19 protein-coding genes are annotated in these 17,676 nt (G+C 64.3%); 5 read left to right on the top strand and 14 right to left on the bottom strand.

Features of this window, described 5'->3' with window-relative positions; translation table 11 throughout:
• Position 1 precedes the first annotated feature (1 nt).
• The 4 genes from AWH62_RS03335 to AWH62_RS03320 all read left to right on the top strand — a co-directional run bounded on the left by AWH62_RS03335 (position 2) and on the right by AWH62_RS03320 (position 3,951).
• Positions 2–418 (top strand): hypothetical protein, encoded by a 417-nt coding sequence (locus tag AWH62_RS03335; RefSeq protein WP_075189063.1) that lies wholly within the window; start codon positions 2–4, stop codon positions 416–418.
• Positions 418–1,761: an aminomethyl-transferring glycine dehydrogenase subunit GcvPA gene (gene gcvPA / locus AWH62_RS03330; RefSeq protein WP_075189062.1), complete on the top strand. Its 1,344-nt coding sequence runs from the start codon at positions 418–420 to the stop codon at positions 1,759–1,761. The genes AWH62_RS03335 and gcvPA overlap by 1 nt, the downstream gene beginning before the upstream one ends.
• Before the next feature lie 2 nt (positions 1,762–1,763).
• A complete protein-coding gene (gene gcvPB / locus AWH62_RS03325) occupies positions 1,764–3,329 on the top strand; it encodes an aminomethyl-transferring glycine dehydrogenase subunit GcvPB (RefSeq protein ID WP_075189061.1) in 1,566 nt (521 codons plus the stop codon).
• Between the two features lie 316 nt (positions 3,330–3,645).
• Entirely contained in the window at positions 3,646–3,951 is a 306-nt protein-coding gene (locus AWH62_RS03320; RefSeq protein WP_143742898.1) for a hypothetical protein, read from the top strand.
• An 11-nt stretch (positions 3,952–3,962) separates the two neighbouring features.
• Here AWH62_RS03320 and AWH62_RS03315 read toward each other — a convergent pair whose 3' ends face one another.
• From AWH62_RS03315 to AWH62_RS03265, 11 genes are all read right to left on the bottom strand, one after another.
• Complete coding sequence (locus AWH62_RS03315) at positions 3,963–5,267, bottom strand: type II toxin-antitoxin system HipA family toxin (protein WP_075189059.1); 1,305 nt, start codon at positions 5,265–5,267, stop codon at positions 3,963–3,965.
• A complete protein-coding gene (locus AWH62_RS03310; RefSeq protein ID WP_198928858.1) occupies positions 5,264–5,596 on the bottom strand; it encodes a helix-turn-helix domain-containing protein in 333 nt (110 codons plus the stop codon). Before AWH62_RS03310 ends, AWH62_RS03315 begins: the two co-directional genes overlap by 4 nt.
• Positions 5,597–5,822: 226 nt before the next feature.
• Entirely contained in the window at positions 5,823–6,374 is a 552-nt protein-coding gene (locus tag AWH62_RS03305) for a F0F1 ATP synthase subunit B (RefSeq protein WP_083634967.1), read from the bottom strand.
• Positions 6,375–6,377: 3 nt separating this feature from the next.
• Entirely contained in the window at positions 6,378–6,947 is a 570-nt protein-coding gene (locus AWH62_RS03300) for a F0F1 ATP synthase subunit B' (protein ID WP_075189058.1), read from the bottom strand.
• 74 nt (positions 6,948–7,021) lie between these two features.
• Entirely contained in the window at positions 7,022–7,246 is a 225-nt protein-coding gene (locus AWH62_RS03295) for a F0F1 ATP synthase subunit C (protein WP_075189057.1), read from the bottom strand.
• Between the two features lie 56 nt (positions 7,247–7,302).
• Positions 7,303–8,097 (bottom strand): F0F1 ATP synthase subunit A, encoded by a 795-nt coding sequence (locus AWH62_RS03290; RefSeq protein WP_075189056.1) that lies wholly within the window; start codon positions 8,095–8,097, stop codon positions 7,303–7,305.
• A 54-nt stretch (positions 8,098–8,151) separates the two neighbouring features.
• A complete protein-coding gene (locus AWH62_RS03285; RefSeq protein WP_075189055.1) occupies positions 8,152–8,478 on the bottom strand; it encodes an AtpZ/AtpI family protein in 327 nt (108 codons plus the stop codon).
• Between the two features lie 123 nt (positions 8,479–8,601).
• On the bottom strand, positions 8,602–12,048 hold the full coding sequence (smc, locus tag AWH62_RS03280) for a chromosome segregation protein SMC (RefSeq protein ID WP_075189054.1): 3,447 nt from the start codon (positions 12,046–12,048) through the stop codon (positions 8,602–8,604).
• Positions 12,049–12,144: 96 nt separating this feature from the next.
• Positions 12,145–12,906 (bottom strand): thioredoxin domain-containing protein, encoded by a 762-nt coding sequence (locus AWH62_RS03275; RefSeq protein WP_075189053.1) that lies wholly within the window; start codon positions 12,904–12,906, stop codon positions 12,145–12,147.
• A gap of 6 nt (positions 12,907–12,912) precedes the next feature.
• The gene (locus tag AWH62_RS03270) at positions 12,913–13,698 is read right to left on the bottom strand and encodes a thioredoxin domain-containing protein (protein WP_083634966.1); all 786 of its coding nucleotides are present in this window, start codon (positions 13,696–13,698) and stop codon (positions 12,913–12,915) included.
• A 22-nt stretch (positions 13,699–13,720) separates the two neighbouring features.
• Entirely contained in the window at positions 13,721–14,257 is a 537-nt protein-coding gene (locus tag AWH62_RS03265) for a DUF721 domain-containing protein (protein WP_158025547.1), read from the bottom strand.
• A 50-nt stretch (positions 14,258–14,307) separates the two neighbouring features.
• On the opposite strand from AWH62_RS03265, the gene mutY reads away from it, so the two are divergent.
• Positions 14,308–15,375, top strand: a complete 1,068-nt coding sequence (gene mutY / locus AWH62_RS03260) for an A/G-specific adenine glycosylase (protein ID WP_075189050.1) — start codon at positions 14,308–14,310, stop codon at positions 15,373–15,375.
• Here mutY and AWH62_RS03255 read toward each other — a convergent pair.
• From AWH62_RS03255 to AWH62_RS03245, 3 genes are all read right to left on the bottom strand, one after another.
• Positions 15,372–15,842, bottom strand: a complete 471-nt coding sequence (locus AWH62_RS03255) for a response regulator (protein WP_075189049.1) — start codon at positions 15,840–15,842, stop codon at positions 15,372–15,374. The two genes, mutY and AWH62_RS03255, sit on opposite strands and share 4 nt — an antisense overlap.
• Before the next feature lie 10 nt (positions 15,843–15,852).
• A complete protein-coding gene (locus AWH62_RS03250) occupies positions 15,853–16,932 on the bottom strand; it encodes a site-specific DNA-methyltransferase (RefSeq protein ID WP_075189048.1) in 1,080 nt (359 codons plus the stop codon).
• A gap of 77 nt (positions 16,933–17,009) precedes the next feature.
• A complete protein-coding gene (locus tag AWH62_RS03245; RefSeq protein WP_083634965.1) occupies positions 17,010–17,666 on the bottom strand; it encodes a ribonuclease HII in 657 nt (218 codons plus the stop codon).
• Between the last annotated feature and the right edge of the window lie 10 nt (positions 17,667–17,676).

Genomic DNA, 17,676 nt, shown 5'->3' with positions numbered 1-17,676 from the left:
GATGGGGAAGCTCCGTCAGTTCAGCAAGCAGGTCCTGCCTTATGCATTGATGCTCTTCCTGTCGATCCGCTGGATCTGGGACGAGGACGCAACGCGTTTCCAATTGGTCTTTGCTGGCGCCGCATCGGCGATGCTGGCTTATATCGTGTTGAACGCAGCGATCGACGTGTTTGGACAGGAGCGCCTCGGGCGGGCCGGCCGGGCAGTCAAACGGGCGACCCAATTGAGTGTGGTGACGGCTTTCTTCGCTGCTGCTGCCGTCGGCGTCTATCTGTTCGGGGCCATGACAGTCGAGGCTGGCTGGTATGGTCTCGCGCTAACGACCGCAATCCTCATTCCCGTCATTACCATCACCATCGTCCTAGGCGGTCACAAGCCGATCCTTGATTGGTTCAACTCTCTGCGCAGGAAAACCTGATGCGATACCTCCCCCACACAGATACCGACCGCAAGGCCATGCTCGATGCGATCGGCGTGGCCTCCATCGACGAGCTGTTCACCGATGTGCCGGAAGCGGCACGGCTGGATGGTCTGGTCGACCTTCCGACCAAGCAGGGCGAAATGGCGGTCGAGCGCGCCATGTCGGCCATGGCGTCGCGCAATCTTGCGGCCAGCCAGGCGCCGTTCTTTGTGGGGGCGGGCGCTTACAAGCACCATATCCCGTCGACCGTGGACCATCTGATCCAGCGTTCGGAATTCCTGACCGCCTATACGCCCTACCAGCCGGAAATCTCGCAGGGGACGCTGCAGACCCTGTTTGAATTCCAGACCCAGGTGGCGCTCCTGACCGGCATGGATGTGGCCAATGCCTCCATGTATGACGGCTCCACGGCCTGCGCCGAGGCGGTCATGATGGCGGCTCGCGTGACGCGGCGGAACAAGGCTGTGATGGCCGGTTCGGTGCATCCGCATTATGTCGAGGCGTCCCAGACACTGGCCAAGTATTCCGACGTCTCGATCTCGGTGACGGACGCGGCCCCGGCCGATCTCGACGCCGTGATCGCCGAGATCGACGACACCACCGCCTGCGTGGTCATCCAGACGCCGGACATTTTCGGCCGCCTGCACGATCTGCGGGAAGTCTCGCGCATCGCCCATGAAAAGGGTGCGCTGGTCATTGCCGTCTTCACCGAAGCGGTGTCGCTGGGCCTGGTTGAAGCGCCGGGGAATATGGGTGCGGATATTGCCGTGGGTGAGGGCCAGTCGATCGGCGTCGGCCTCAATTTCGGCGGACCCTATGTCGGCCTGTTTGCCTGCAAGGATGATCGCCGCTTTATCCGCCAGATGCCGGGTCGCCTCGCCGGCGAGACCATCGATGCCGATGGCCGCCGCGGTTATGTGCTGACCCTGTCGACCCGCGAGCAGCATATCCGCCGCGACAAGGCGACCTCGAATATCTGCACCAATGCCGGCCTGTGTTCACTGGCCTGGACCATTCACATGACGCTCTTGGGCGAAAAGGGGCTGACCCAGCTCGCCCGTCTCAATCACGAGACTGCCTGTGAGCTGGCCGATGCGCTGGCCTCGATCCCGGGTGTCGAACTGGTCAACGAGACCTTCTTCAACGAGTTCACCCTGCTGTTGCCGAAGAATGCCGACCAGGTCGTCAACGAATTGGCGCGCTTTGGTGTGCTCGGTGGTGTGCCGGCCAGCCGCCTCTATCCGGGCCGGTTCGAGAATTACCTGATCGTCGCCGCCACTGAAACCAACACGCCGGAAGACATCGCCGTCTTCGCCAAGGCCCTCGCGGGAGTGCTCTGATCATGTCGATGAACACCCAAGGACGTCCCACCCGCATGGCCGAGAACATCGCCACCGGTGGATACGCTGACACCATTTCCGGCAGTCGCGGCCTCGACCAGGCCGAACCGCTGATTTTCGAGCGCGGCGCGCTGGATCGCTGCGGTGTTGACCTGCCGGAACCCAAGGGGCTCAAGCCGCGTCTGGGCGGTCTCGAGCGCAAGGATGCGATCGGCCTGCCCGGTCTCGCCGAGCCGGAAACGATGCGCCACTATGTGCGCTTGAGCCGGAAGAATTACGCCATTGATCTGGGCCTTTACCCGCTTGGCTCGTGCACGATGAAGCATAATCCGCGTCTCAATGAGAAGGTCGCGCGCATGCCCGGCTTTGCCGATGTGCACCCGCTGCAGCCGGCCTCGACGGTGCAGGGCGCCTATCAGGTGATGGGCGAGCTGGCCCATTGGCTGATGACGCTGACCAACATGCCCGCCGTCGCCCTGTCGCCGAAAGCCGGCGCCCATGGCGAGTTCTGCGGCATGATGGCGATCCGCGCCAAGCTGGACGCCGATGGCCAGACCGGCCGTCGCCGCATCCTCGTTCCCGAGAGCGCCCACGGCACCAATCCCGCAACCGCCGTGCAGTGTGGCTTCACGGTCGACGAGATTCCGGCGGACAAGACCGGCCGCGTCGACATGGAAGCCTTCAAGGCCAAGCTCGGCGATGATGTCGCCGGCATCATGCTGACCAATCCCAACACGTGCGGGCTGTTCGAGCGGGATATTCGCGAGATTGCCGATTTGATCCACGAGGCGGGCGGCTATTTCTACTGCGACGGCGCCAATTTCAACGCCATTGTCGGCCGGGTCCGCCCGGGTGATCTCGGCGTCGATGCCATGCATATCAACCTGCACAAGACTTTCTCCACCCCGCATGGCGGCGGTGGTCCCGGTTCCGGCCCGACCGTGCTCTCCGACGCGCTGGCGCCCTTCGCGCCTGTGCCTTACGTGGTTGCGACCGAGAAGGGCGGCTGGGATTTGGTCGAGCACATGGACGAGGCCGAGGGCACGCCCTTTGGCCGCATGGCCGCCTTCCACGGCCAGATGGGCATGTTCACCCGCGCCCTGACCTACATGATGAGCCATGGCTCGGATGGTCTCAAACAGGTCGCCGAGGATGCCGTCCTCAACGCCAACTATATCCAGGCCCGCCTCAGCCATGTCATGACTGTGGCCTTTGAAGGCACCTGCATGCACGAGGCCCTGTTTGACGATCGTTTCCTGAAGGATACCGGCGTCACCACACTCGATTTCGCCAAGGCGATGATCGATGAGGGCTATCATCCGATGACCATGTATTTCCCGCTGGTCGTCCATGGCGCCATGCTGATCGAGCCGACCGAGACCGAGTCGATGAGCGGTCTCGACCGCTTCATCGAAGTGCTCGAAGCGCTCGCGACTGCGGCCAAGGCCGGTGACACCGCCCGCTTCCTGGCGGCTCCGGTGCATGCGCCGACCAAACGCCTCGACGAAACCCGCGCCGCCCGCCAGCCGGTGCTGCGCTGGACGCCGTTGGAACAAGCGGCCGAGTAACGATTCCGGCATCCGGGACTGCGACCTGTGCGGTCCCGGATGACAGGGCGCTGCGAAACCGATTAATTTATGCGCATCGTCTGAGCCGCAGTCGGTTCCGGCGATCAGGGTGGGGTGGACAGTCCTGTCCTGTAAAGCCGGTTCACGAAACCGGTGCGCAGATGCAACATCTTGCCGCCGACTGATGAGCGCGCCTGAATTTCGGCGCTTTTGTCTCGCATTGGGGTGATGTTTACGCGTTTATGGTTGTCTGTTCGTCCGCGCGCCCCATATCGGTGGTGCGCCCCGACGAACGGGGTTGGAGATGGTCGCAGCGATGAATGAGAGCCTCAATGGCTGGGCCAGGAGCCACCCGATCGGTGCGTTTGTCGTGCTGATCATCCGTGGCATCTGCATCGCGATCGGCCTCTTGCTGATGGTGATCTCGGTTCCCGTCGCGATCCTGACACCCTTCCCGCTGGTGCCGATCGGCGCGTTTGTCGGCTTGCTGGGCCTTGTCCTGGTGGCAGGCGCGTCCAAGACGCTGCACACCAAGATCACTGAACTCCTGCGCCGGGTTCCCTGGCTGTGGAAGCGCGTGCGCTGGGCCTTTGGTGAAAAGGAAGCCGATCCGGCCGAATAGCCGGTTCGCACTCAGTTCCAGTCCATCCGGAAGAAGGAATGTGCGGTGCGGGCCAATCGCTCCGGCACCTCTGCTGTGGCGACATGGCGCGACCAGTTTTGCGCGGCCGCCAGGATGTCATCGAGCATGGCTTTCAGGCGCGCCGGCTTGATGTCGCCGAAGCGGCCAAAGCGCAGCAGATCGTCCAGCTCAAATCCGTCCGTCTTGCCCGACAGGGACATCTGGTGCTGTGAGGTCCAGTCGCCGGACGGGTTATAGGCGTAGACCACGTCATAAGCCGGCGCGAGGGACCATTGCCCGGCCCGGTCCATCAGGAAGGCGATGTTTTTCACATGGTCGTCCTGGTTGCGGATGACGATGTTGAGCAAGGCGCGGCGAACCATTTCCTCGCGCGTCTGATGGCCAAGCCCGAGCATGCGGATCGTTTCGATCGCCTGTTCATAGCTGTAGGCGCGCGGCTGGTTGAAATCGAAATGGCGCATCGCGGCGAGTGTCTGCATGTGCAGTTTTCCGCCCGTCTTTGTGCGGTCGAAGCGGCGGGTCATGAAATGGGCGCGGCCACCTTCCTCATGCAAGCGGCAGTCCGACATCGTGATGCCGGCCTCGCGCGCCAGGAGATGGCAGGCATATTCCAGCCGGCCATAGCCGAGTGGATCGGCGATCTCCTTGTCGGCATTTTCGCTGACCCCGTCGAATTTCAGAAGCCAGGGCTCAAAGCCCGCCTGCGCGTCGAGTTGGCCGGAGCGGAACTCCCCGGTGGCCGGCTTCCAGGCGAGCACGGCCTTGGCGCGGGCGCCGCCTGCGGACGTGCCGACGCGCAGGATGTCCTCGAGGACGAGCTGGTCGTCATTGCCGGCGAGGCGCCCCTTGAGCTCCAGCCGGTCCTTGACGATATGATCGGCGAGTTCGACCAACCCGCTTATATCGACGGTCGCGCCTTCGCTGGTCGGTCCGGCGCGCGTCGAGGGTTCGAATTCAAGCGCGCCCATGCCGCGACGCCCGGTATAGCAGAGCCGTTCCACCGGATTGAAACTGCCCGGCGCCCGGCCCTGTTCGGCGAGCCAGCGATTGATGAGAAGATGGCCGAACTTGTCCGGCAGGCTGTCGGCGAGCAATCCTGGCAGGCCCTTGAAGGCCGCACGGGGCAGGTCCGGGAACTCAAACACACCGGGACGCAACGGCATGGCGAGCGGGGCGGGTTCGATGCCGGAGCGGGTAAACTCCGGCACGTATTCGAAGGCCCCAATATCGCGGCTGTCATCCCACAGGGCCGCGCCGATCCGGCGCCCCCACAGGATGACATCGGCACGGGTCATGCTCCGTCCTCGTCACCCCATTGCCAGGGCTGTTCCGATACGGAGACGCTGTTTCGGACGCGCTGGCGGGGCTGTTTACGGTCGCTGCGCGGATCGAGCGGGCTGACCGTCGCGTCCGGTACGAGAGCGAGCAGGCGATCATCCATGTCCAACGCGCGGAGAACCCGCGCGACCGTGTCCAGCGTGCCGTTTCCCCCGGCCTCGAGCCGCCGCAGGGTCCGACTGGATATGCCGGCCTGTCGGGCGAGATCTTCCTGCTTGATGCGGCGAGCGATCCGATAGCGCTCGATGCGCGCGCCGACCTGTTCAAGCAGGGAATCGACCGGCATCAGATCATCTGGAATATAATCGGCCATATAAGTCCGTTTAGGCAGAAATTTTACGATTACCGGACGTTTATGTCACATCTGTCCCGTTGTCAAATAGGCCGTTTACGTCCTCTTATAGGAGAAAACGGGCGTTAACCGGACGTATTTGTCCATTTATATGCAGGCGTGCAAGAAAAAAGCCCGCGGCAATTACCGCGGGCTTTTGGCTTTCAGGGGTGAGGGGAGCCTAGTTCAGGCGTTCACCCACCGATTTGATGTCGGCATCGACGAGCTTGTTGAGATCGGTCTTCTTCAGCTTCGTCTTGAGGATTTCCTCGGCGGCCTGGACAGCGAGCTCGGCGGCAGCGGCTTTGACTTCCGCGGCAGCCTGGGCTTCGGCCTGGGCGATGCGCTGCTCAGCCATGGCGGTGCGGCGTTCCAGACGCTCAGTCATTTCCTTGCGGGCTTCCGCCTTCAGCGATTTCGCCTCGGTCTTGGCCTGGGCGATGATGGCTTCGGCCTCGGCTTCCGCCTCGCGCTGCTTGCGCTGATAAGAGGCCAGCATTTCGGCAGCGTCCTCGCGCAGGCGTTTCGCTTCATCCAGCTCCGAGGAGATGGCGTCGGCGCGGTCGTCCAGCGTCTTGGCGATCGTCTTGTGCACGCCCATGCGCAGCAGCAGGCCGAAAAAGGCGATCAGGGCCAGGAAGGCGTAGAAGGATGGATCCGCAGGCTGTGCCACGATCCAGTCCATCAGGCTCTGGCTTTCGCCATGTCCGGTTTCTTCAGCACGGATCATCATGGCTTACGCCTCCTTCGCCTTGATCAGACCGTCGACGGTCTTGCCGGCATCGGCCTCGGAGACCTCGACGCCGGACAGGGCGGCCACGACGGCAGATGTCGCGGTGGCGGCAATACCGCGGACTTCGGCAAACGCCTTGTCCTTGGCCTTGCGGATGGCGGCTTCCGACGCTTCCTGCTTGGCAGAGAGCTCAGCTTCCACGCCAGCGGTTTCCTTGGCGATCTCGGCGTCTAGCGCCTTGCGGGTATCGGCCGCGATGCCATGCGCCTTGGCGCGGGCTTCAGCGAGCGATTTTTCATACGCTTCGCCGGCAGCCTCGGCATCAGCCTTGGCTTGGGCGGCAGCGTCCAGATCGTCCGCGATGCGGTCGCGGCGGTCCTCGATCGTCGTCTTGATCTTCGGCAGGATGAAACGATCCAGCGCGACGTACAAAATCACGAAGAAGATCGCCAGCCAGAAGAGCTGCGACGCAAAATATGTCGGGTCGAAGGGCGGGAACACACCCGAGTCTGCATGATCGGCAGCAGCGTCGGCGACGTGTTGGGCCACTTCTGAATGCGGTGCGTGCGTCATGGGACGCCGGCTCCTCTAGTCAGGTGGAGCAAAGGAGTGAGGCCGCGCCGGGTGACGCGGCCACAACTCAATGATCAAGCAACGAAGAGCAGGATCAGAGCGATGAGCAGCGAGAAGATGCCCAGGGCTTCGGTCACGGCAAAGCCGAAGATCAGGTTGCCGAACTGCGACTGGGCAGCCGACGGGTTGCGCATGGCGCCCTGAAGGAAGGAACCGAAGATGTTACCAACGCCGATAGCTGCGCCGAGCATGCCGAGGCAAGCGAGGCCGGCACCGATGTATTTGCCCATTTCTTCCATATCAAAAACTCCTTTGAGGGGGCTGTATCAGTTGTTGTGGTTGTGACGCCTGCGGATCAGTGACCCGGATGCAGGGCGTCGTTGAGATAAATGCAGGTCAGGATCGCGAAGACATAGGCCTGCAGGAAAGCGACCAGGAATTCCAGCGCCGTCAGACCCAGCGTCATCGCGAAGGGGAATACGCCGGCCAGATAGCCCGGCAACTCACCCATGCCCATGGACGCCGAACCGGCGGCCAGCATGACGATGAAACCGGCGAAGACCTTCAGCAGGATGTGGCCGGCCAGCATGTTGGCGAACAGACGTACCGAGTGGCTGATCGGACGCGAGACGAAGGAGATGATTTCGATCAGCGTCACGAAGGGCAAGATGAAGATCGGCACGCCTGATGGCACGAAGATCTTGAGGAATTTCGCACCATTCTTGAACACGCCATAAACAATGACGGTCAGCCAGACCAGCATCGCCAGGGCGACGGTCACGATCAGATGGCTGGTGATGGTGAAGGAGTGGGCACCCGGCGCCGGGAAATAGGGGAACATGCCGAGCATGTTGGCGACCAGGATGAAGATGAAGAGCGTGAAGACAAACGGGAAGAAGCGCAGGCCTTCCTGACCGGCCGTCGATCGGACCATGTCGGCGACGAAGCCGTAAATGATCTCCGCCACCGACTGGGCCCGGTTCGGCACCAGGGCCCGGCTCGACATGGCGACGGCGAAGAGAACGATGGTCAGCCCCGTCGTCAGCATCATGAAGTAGCTGGAGTTCGTGAACGCCAGATTCAGACCAAAGGCCTCGAAGGGGAAGACTTCGTGGACTTCGAACTGCTTGATCGGGTTGGTGTCTGCCACGCCCGGCCTCTTTCATGTCTTGCGGCGATTGCCGCCTTGAACCCTGTGAAACCCTCAGGCCTTGTCGCCGTCGGACTCCGAACTTATCTCGCGAGCGGCGCGCACCACATTAAGAGTGCCTGCCGCAAAACCCAGCATCGTACCGATGATCAGTCCGAAAGGACTGATTCCGGCGAACACGTCGAGCACATAGCCCAGCACGCCGCCGACCAGAACACCGCCGAAGAATTCTGACCCGTAGCGCATCCCCAAGGCCCAGGCGGAACTGGGTGGTTTTCCGGCCGGTTGCTGGTGCTTGCCGCGCGTCGCGTCAATGCGCAGCTGCAGCTCGTCCAGTTCGGCTCGGGATTGGTTGCGTGGGTTGTCGTCTTCGCCTGACATGTTGGACCGGTCTGCCTACGGAAGAACAGCCCCCCACAGGCGCGCGCACACTATCCACGGCCCCCCGGCAAGTCAAGCAAGGGTGGCCTTGATATAAGTATCTGAAAAATAAGCCAGTATAGGCTATTCTGCGGCGATTAGCTGTTCGGCGCCCACCAGGTCAACCGAGACCAGCTGGGAAACGCCACGCTCGGCCATCGTCACACCATACAAGCGGTCCATGCGCGACATGGTCAGGGCATTATGGGTGATGACCAGGAAACGGGTCTCGGTCAGGCGGCGCATTTCATTGAGCATGCGGCAATAACGGTCGACATTGGCATCATCGAGCGGCGCATCGACCTCGTCCAGCACACAGACCGGTGCCGGATTGGACAGGAAGACCGCGAAGATCAGGGCCGAGGCGGTCAGTGCCTGCTCGCCGCCGGACATCAGCGCCATATTGTCCAGCTTCTTGCCCGGCGGGCAGGCGAAAATTTCCAGACCGGCTTCCAGCGGATCATCATGTTCGGTCAGGCGCAGTTCGGCATGGCCGCCTTCGAACAGGGTTTCGAACAGGGTCTGGAAGTGGTTGTTGACGATGTCGAAGGCTTCCAGAAGCCGCATCCGCCCCTCGCGCGACAGTTCGTCGACCGCCTTGCGCAGGCGGGCGATCGCCTCCACCAGGTCATCGCGCTCGCGGGTCATCTCCTCGATCTTGGCGGCGAGTTCCTCGGCTTCATCATCGGCGCGCAGATTGACCGCGCCAAGACGCTCGCGTGACTGGCGTGCCTCGTCGAGCCGACGCTCCAGCTCGGCGGGAGTCAATTCGGACATTTCGTCCTCGTCGAAGCGTGTGCTCAGCGTGCCGGGCGCCTCGCCGGTGGCGTCCTGCAGGCGTTCCGTGGTCTCCGCCAAGCGCGCGCGGGCCGCATTCAGCGTCGCCTCGGCCGCAGCGCGGCCTTCGCGAGCCGCCGAGGCGGCGGCTTCTGCCTGGCGGGCGGCGCTGTCGGCCTGTTTGACCTCACCCTCATTGGCCGATGCGGCCTGGCGTGCTTCTTCAGCCTTGGCTTCGGCGGCGCGCAGCTTGCCGGCGAGTTCGAAGAGTTGGTCCTCGATCACCTCGGGGCGGGCGCGGGCGGTCTCCAGGCGTTCTTCGGCCTCGCTGCGTTGGGCGGCGATTTCTTCCAGTCGCGCTTCAGCGGATTTGCAACGTTCGGCCCAGGCGTCGTGATCGCGTTTGAAGCCCATGCGGCGCTGCCGGCGTTGTTCGCGCTCGCGCTTGAGGCTTTCCAGTGCCGCGCGGGCATCGGCGGCGGCACTGCGGGCCTTGTCGGCGGCTTCGCGGGCGGTGTCGAGGGCATCGGTATCACCTTCCGCGGTCTCCGCTTCGACAAGGACGGCGCGGGCCTGGTCGATGGCGGCGCGATTGTCGGCCTGTTCGGCCGTGAGCCGGTCAAGGCGTTCTTCCAGTGCGGTCGCGCGGGCGGCGTCCTTGGCGGCATTTTCGCGCAGGTCGGAAATGCGCGCCAGGATCTCGCGCGAGCGCCGTTCCGCCGGTCCGACCGCGGTGCGGGCTTCGGCTTCGGCGTCGCGCGTCAGCCGTGCCTGTTCCCGGGCCGCCGCTTCGGCGTCACGGGCCTTGTCATGGCTGACGAGCGTCTCGTCGAGTTCGGCGCGGATCGCATCGAGACGGTTTTTCTGTTCCAGGCGGGCCACCGCAGCGGAGGGTGCATCGGCGCGGGCCACCAGCCCGTCCCAGCGCCACAGATCGCCCTCGCGGGTGACCAGGCGTTGGCCGGGCTTCAACTTGGCCGCGGCTTCCAAGGCCTTGTCGGCCTTGATGACACCGACCGCATCGAGCCGCGCCTTGAGCGCCGGCGGTGCCTGGACATGGTCGGACAGGGGGACGCAGCCACCCGGCAAATTATCGGCATGGCAGGTCGTTTGCGCCCAGTGGCGCGCCGCGGCCGCATCCAGTGAGGCCTCGAGATCATCGCCCAGGGCCGCCGCAAGCGCGTGTTCATAGCCCGGCCGGGCCCGTACCGCTTCGATGGCGGGTGACAGGGTCTCCGCCTGGGACCCGGCGAGCAAGCGCTCCAATGCCTTGGCTTCGCGCTCCAGCGTTTCGCGCTGGGCAGAGGCTTCGCGCCAGGCGTCGGCGGCGGCCTCCAGCGCCTGGGCTGAGGCCTGTCGTTCATTCTCTGCCTTGTCCAATGCCGCGCGGGCCGCGAGCAGCGCGGCTTCGGTGGCGCCGGCTTCGCCTTCGGCGGTTTCCAGTTCGGTGAGCGCAGTGGAATTGCGGACCCGGTCGAATTCGGCGCGGGCCGCGTCAATCTCGCGATCAATCTGGGCCAGACGGGATTCGTGGCGCGCCAGGTCGCGGCGGGCGCTGTCGATCGAGGCGCGTTTGTCGGCGGCTTCGGAGGCGCGGCGGTCGAGGTCTTCCTCAGCCGTCTGACGCGCTGTTTCGGCGTCGCCTGATGCGAGTTCGGCAGCGTCCAGCGCCGCTTGCTCGTCCTGCGTCTCACTGTCGAGCCGGGCGATCTGCGCTTCGGCTTCGACACGGCTGGTGCGGGCGTCCTCGAGAATATCGGTCTCGCGCCGCGCGCCATTGGCGAGATCATCGAGCCGGCGTTCCAGCCCGTGGATTGACCGCTGGACGTCTTCTGCATCGCGTTGCAGCCGGTCGCGTTCGCGTTCCAGTAGGCGCAGGGCGGCAGCGGCTTCCGCCTCGGCCTGGCGGGCCGGTTCGCGCGACGCGGCCAGGACTTCGGCCTTGGTGCGGGCTTCGGCGGCGGCGAGGCTGGTATCTTCGGTCGCGGTGCGCTTTTCGGTCAGGGCGGCTTCAGCGGTTTCCACGGCGCGGGCCGCGTCGCGCCAGCGATTGAGCCAGACGGCGGCTTCCAGAGCGCGGATCGAGGATGACAGTTTGCGATAGCGCGAGGCTTGTCGCGCCTGCCGTTGCAGCGATCCGTGACGGGCGGTGATTTCGTCGACGACTTCCTGCAGGCGGTCGAGATTGGTCTCGGCCCCTTTCAGGCGCAGCTCGGCCTCGTGGCGGCGGGCGCGCAGGCCGGACACGCCGGCGGCCTCTTCCAGAACGCGGCGGCGGTTTTGCGGTTTGGATGCAATCAGTTCGGAAATCTGGCCCTGGCGGACGAGGGCCGGCGAATTGGCGCCGGTGCCGGCATCCATGAAGAGGAGCTGGACATCCTTGGCCCGGACTTCCTCGCCATTGATCTTGTAGGCCGAGCCGGCGCCGCGGGTGATGCGGCGGGTGACATCGAGCACGTCGGCATCGTTGAACCGCGCGGGGGCGAGCTTTTCGGCATTATCGACGGAGAGGACGACTTCGGCGTAATTGCGGGAGGGACGGGCGTCGGTGCCAGCGAAGATCACGTCTTCCATGCCGTCGCCGCGCAGGGACTTGGCTGATGTCGCGCCCATCACCCAGCGCAGGGCTTCAAGCAGATTCGACTTGCCGCAACCGTTGGGTCCGATCACGCCTGTAAGGCCCGGATCAATCCGTAATTCCGTCGGATCGACGAATGATTTGAATCCGGCCAGCCTCAGCTGTGTGAACTTCACCCGGTCTCCCTTGCGCCGCAAATACCCTGCCAGGCAGCCAACTGCCTGGCTCGCATCAGTTTGGCATCCAATTGCGGCGCTGGCGTGAAGGTCTGTCTAGTCAGCCGAATCGGACCCTTCGAGGAAGTGAAGAATGATTCGGCGGAAAGAGTCTTCGTCCAAACGGCCTGGCACCGTCTCACCATCGATCAGCAGCGGTTCTCCGCCATGCAGGAACACGGTCGGGCCGGCCGCCGCATGATTGTGCCCCGCTGTGCCGTCGCCCGGATGGCCGATCGCCAGCAGTGCGCCGGCGATGATGAAGCTCGGCGTTGACGTGATCCCGTCTTCCGAGGCCTGCATTGCCACGGCGTTGACATGCTCGTTGGCGACCGGGTCCTGGAAGCAGGCCAGCAGGCCCTCGGGTGAAGTCCCGGTCGCCGAGGCAATGCGGTTATAGACGGCCAGCACATCGCCACCATCGCGGGCGGTCTGGAAAATGGTCGCCTGTTCGTGGAACAGCAGGTCGACGGCATCGAAATAGCGGTCTTCCGGGACGCATTCGCTGAGGATGACACCGGCGCCGGCGATCTGTGGCGGCGAGGTCAGCATCGGCCGCACCGAATAGCGGACCAGGCCCGTATCCACGAATTCCGAGCGGACCATCGGCCAGATATCGGTCTGGAAGCTGGCGCAATGCGGGCAGGCGAAGGAGGCGTATTCGATGATCACCAGATCCGCATCCGGCGCCCCGAGCACCCGGTCTGTCGGTCGCAACGCGGCCGCGCCGTCGGCCAGTTGTGCTGATGCGGCGCCGGATGGAAGCGTAATCGCGGCGGCCACAATTGACAGGGTGGTCAGGAAACGCAGGACAGACATGATGGACTACTCGTCTCCGGCTTCGGACGTTTCGGCGGGCATTTCCTCGGCCATGGCCGTCTCACCGGAGTTTTCGGCGACAAGATGGTCGAGAATGCGGCGGAAGGTTTCGGCATCCGAGAAATTCGGCACCGGCTCGCCGTCGATGATGAGTTGGCGATTGCCCAGGAAGTAGGTGTAGGCGCTCTCGCCCGGGGCGCGGCGCGAATCGAGCAATTCGCCGTTGAAGATGAAGCGCGGCGTGCCCGTAATACCTTCGGCGCCAGCGCGATCATTGGCGTCGAGAATGTCCTGGGTGATGGTTTCGTCGGACAGGCATTGGGTGAAATCGGCTTCGCTCATGCCCATGGAGCGGGCAATGGCGAGATACTGGCTGCGCGCGCTGCCTTGGGTCTGGGCGGCCTGGAAGACGGCGTTCTGCTGTTGGAACAACAAATCGACCATGTCGTAATAGCGCTCTTCCGGCACACAATGGGCCAGCGAGAAGCCGGCAATGGCGAATTGCGCCGGGCCGGTAATCATCTCGCGCAGGACGAAACGGACCTTGCCGGTCTCGATATATTCGCTTTCCAGCATCGGCCAGACTTCATTGTGGAAGGTGGCGCAATGGCCGCAGGCGACCGAGGCGTATTCGATCATGGTGACCGGCGCCGTCGCGCTGCCCAATCCGCGATCGCCGGCGCGTTCGAAGCTCGACTGGCCATCAACCGGCGCCTCGCTGTTGCCACAGGCGGACAGGGCCAGAACAGCGGTCATGGCCGCAGCGGAGAAAAGTCGTCGGGTCAGGCTCATTTGGGCTCCCCTTGCCAAGTGGTCACGATCCCTCACGGGTTTTGACCGAATTTTCGAACCGGTTGAGCGCGGACAATAGACGCGCCTCGGGTGTTTGCTCCACCCCCTCGCTCACTTGTGACGCCGAATTCATCGGCTTCACAACCGCTTGATCGCTGGCGCCCGGCGCAGAACGACGGGCCTGGCCCTGCAGGATGCGCAGCCGGGTCGGTGCCCGATCACCGGCAAAGGTACGGACCCGTTCGAGAATCCGGCGGCTTTCGGCCTGCAGGATCGCGGCGGCGGCACCGCGTGCGCGGATCACCAGCGTGCTGACACCGCCGCCGCCGCGCTGGATGGTTTCCGGCTCACTCCATTTGGCGAGGCGTTCGCCGACGATCTCGGTCCAGTGTTCGCGCAATTGCTCGACCCCGACCCCGAACTGGCGGGCGAGGGGGCGCAATACCCGTTCGGCCGCGCGCGCTGCCGAGGGCGGCGGCTTGGCGGCCGGACGGCCGCGGCGACTGCGAATGAAGTCGCTGGCAGCCTGTTCCAGCATTGACGGGGGCGGTTTGCGCATCATGCTCGCAGTGTCGCTTTGATCCGTCCTGCCTGCAACCGGCTCCTGCCTTGTCCAAGACATCTCCCATTGCCCGCCTCCGCCGCGAACTGCTCGCCTGGTACGACCGCGAAGGCCGCAGCCTGCCCTGGCGCATCCGTCCGGAGGACCGGGCCGCCGGTGCTGTGGCCGACCCGTATGCGATCTGGCTGTCGGAAATCATGCTGCAGCAAACCACCGTGCCGCACGCGACGCCCTATTGGCACCGCTTCCTGGCCCTTTGGCCGCGCGTGCAGGACCTGGCTGCCGCACCGCGTGATGATGTGCTGCGCGAGTGGGCCGGGCTGGGCTACTACGCCCGTGCCCGCAACCTGCATGCCTGTGCGATCGAGGTCGCGACCAAGCATGGCGGCAAATTCCCCGACACGATGGAGGGTTTGCGGGCTCTGCCGGGTATTGGAGACTACACGGCCAATGCGATCCTGGCGGCGGCGTTTGGCAAGCCGGCCAGCGTTGTTGACGGCAATGTCGAGCGGGTCATCACCCGCCTGTACCGGGTCGCGACCGCGATGCCGAAAGCCAAGCCGGAAATCCGCAAGCGCGCCGCCGCCATCGCCGATCCGGTGCGATCGGGCGACTATGCCCAGGCGATCATGGATCTCGGGGCGACGGTGTGCACGCCGCGGGCCCCGGATTGTGCCGCCTGTTGCTGGAATTTTGCCTGCGCCGCTGCCACCGCCGGCGATATGGAACGCTATCCGGTCAAGCCGCCGAAAAAGCGCAAACCCGTGCGTCGCGGCACCGCCTGGCTGGTCCGTCGTGGCGGGCGGATCTGGTTGCGTCGGCGGGCCGAGAGCGGGTTGCTGGGCGGGATGACGGAGATTCCCTCGACCGACTGGATCGAGAGCGCCGGACTTGAGACCCGGGTCGGTGCCGAGCCCCCGTTTGATGCCGACTGGATCGCGCGCGGCGAGGTCCGCCACGTCTTCACCCATTTCGAATTGCGGCTCGAAGTGCGTGAGGGCGAGGCAGGCATGGCGTGGGAGCCGGACAGCGGTTACTGGGCCCACGTCGATGCCCTGGATGCGGAAGCCCTGCCGAGTGTGATGCGCAAGGTCCTGATGATGCGGGGCGGTTAGCTGCCGTGCCCGGCGGCTGGATAGGGGCGGCGTTGCCGGGCCTCCAGCAGGGCTGCAAACAGGGCGTCGGGCCGGAAGGGTTTGGCAAGATGCGTGTCCATGCCGGCGTCATGGCATTCGTCGATTTCGGCGGCTGACACATTGCCGGTCATGGCGACGACCGGAATGTCACGCCAGGCGGCTGTGCTGGCACGAATGCGGCGCGTGGCGTCCAGCCCGTCCATCACCGGCATGCGGACATCCATCAGGATGGCGTCGAAGGCACCGGATTGCAGGCATTCGAGAGCCTGAAGACCGGTCTCCGCCTCGCGGATATCCAGCTGCAGCGGCTTGAGGAAGGCGCGGGCGACCTCCCGATTGATCAGATTGTCTTCAACCAGGAGCAGGCGCAGATTGTGCAGGCTGGCAAACCGGCTATCAGCGGCCAGTATGTCTGGGTCGGGAAAGGCGTCGCCTGGATGGGGCATCTGTGACGGCTCAGTTCTCGAGCGTGGCCCGGATTTCTGCCCGCATGATGTCAATCGGGGCCAGGCCCTGCTTGGTGCGGATATGCCAATAGGTCCAGCCATTGCACGATGGCGCGCTCTGGATCTGGGCCCCGACCTGGTGGATCGAGCCAGCGCGGTCGCCGGCGATCAGCGTGCCGTCGGCGCGTACCCGGGCGGTATGCCGGCCCTTGGGGCAATACAGTGTGTCGCCGGGCTTCAGCATGCCGCGCTCGACAAGGGCGCCGAAGGGAATGCGCGGCTGGGCGCGCTTGGACTGGGTGACGTCGAGCGTATCGCCGGTCGCGCGGGTGATGGCGGCAAGGCGATTGCGGGCGACCTCGAGATAGGCCGCGTCGCGTTCAATGCCGATGAAATGGCGTCCCAGACGCTTGGCCGCAGCGCCGGTTGTTCCGGTGCCGAAGAAGGGGTCGAGCACGACATCGCCGGGATTGGTGGTCGACAGCAGGACGCGGTGAAGCAGGGCCTCGGGCTTTTGCGTCGGATGCGCCTTCTTGCCGTCGGCATCCTTCAGGCGCTCGCCGCCGGTGCAGATCGGCAGCGTCCAGTCGGAGCGCATCTGCACGCCGTCATTGAGTGCTTTCATGGCGGCATAGTTGAAGGTCGGGCGCGCATCCTTGGTCTTGGCGGCCCAGATCAGGGTCTCGTGCGCATTGGTAAAGCGCGTGCCCTTGAAGTTCGGCATCGGATTGGACTTGCGCCAGATGATGTCGTTGAGCACCCAGAAGCCGGCATCCTGGAGAATGCCGCCGACCCGGAAAATATTGTGATAGCTGCCGATGACCCAGATGCCGCCGTTTGGCTTCAGGACGCGGCGCGCTTCTTCCATCCATTTCCAGGTGAACAGGTCGTACTCGTCAAAGCCGCCGATCTGGTCCCAGTCATTATCGACCGCGGACACCTTGGAATTGTCGGGCCGGTGCAGGTCGCCACCGAGTTGGAGATTGTAGGGCGGGTCGGCGAAAACCAGGTCAACACTTTCGTCGGGAAGTGATTTCATCACTTCCACGCATTCACCCTCAAGGATCTGGTCGATCTTTGTGTTGGCCATCACGCGCCACTCCACTCCCGCTACAGAAGCAAGTTTTTCGGCTCTTAGGGCTAACGGGCCGTTAACCCTGAATCAAGTTATCCACAGCGATTCGCATCGGTGGAAAACCGGGATTCAAGCGCCGCGCGGACCGGTGCATAGGATCGGCGATGGATCGGCGTCGCGCCAAGCTCGTTGAGCGCCGCGCGATGGGCGGGGCTGGGATAGCCCTTGTGGCCGGCAAGTCCGTAGCCGGGAAACCGTTGTGCGGCGTTGGTCATCAACGCGTCGCGGATGGTCTTGGCGATGATTGAGGCGGCCCCGATGCTGGCATCGGTGGCGTCGCCCTTGATGATCGCCTCGGCGGGGCAGGGAAGTCCGGGCGGGACGCGATTGCCGTCGACACGAACAAGGGCCGGGCTGACGGCCAGGCGCCCGACGGCCCGCGCCATCGCCGCCATCGTTGCGTGGAGAATGTTGAGCCGGTCGATCTCCGCCGGTTCGGCAATGCCGACCCCAACCCATGCCCGCTCGCGGATCAGCGCGTACAAGGCCAGGCGACGCGGCTCGGACAAGGCTTTGGAATCTCCCAACCCGTCGATCGGCCGCGCCGGATCGAGAATGACGGCCGCCGCCACGACCGGACCTGCGAGCGGGCCACGGCCGGCCTCATCAACGCCGGCAATCCGCGGGCTTGAACGCCGGGCAGCGGCGTTAAGGCTATGATTGCCTTTTTGTGGGACGGTCGCGTTCAAGGCAGTTCCT

Origin of the sequence: Maricaulis sp. W15 (assembly GCF_001924955.1) — a bacterium.
Taxonomy (GTDB): Bacteria; Pseudomonadota; Alphaproteobacteria; order Caulobacterales; family Maricaulaceae; genus Maricaulis; species Maricaulis maris.
The sequence above is the reverse complement of the archived record's forward strand: the minus strand, read 5'-3'. Positions and strand labels throughout refer to the sequence as shown.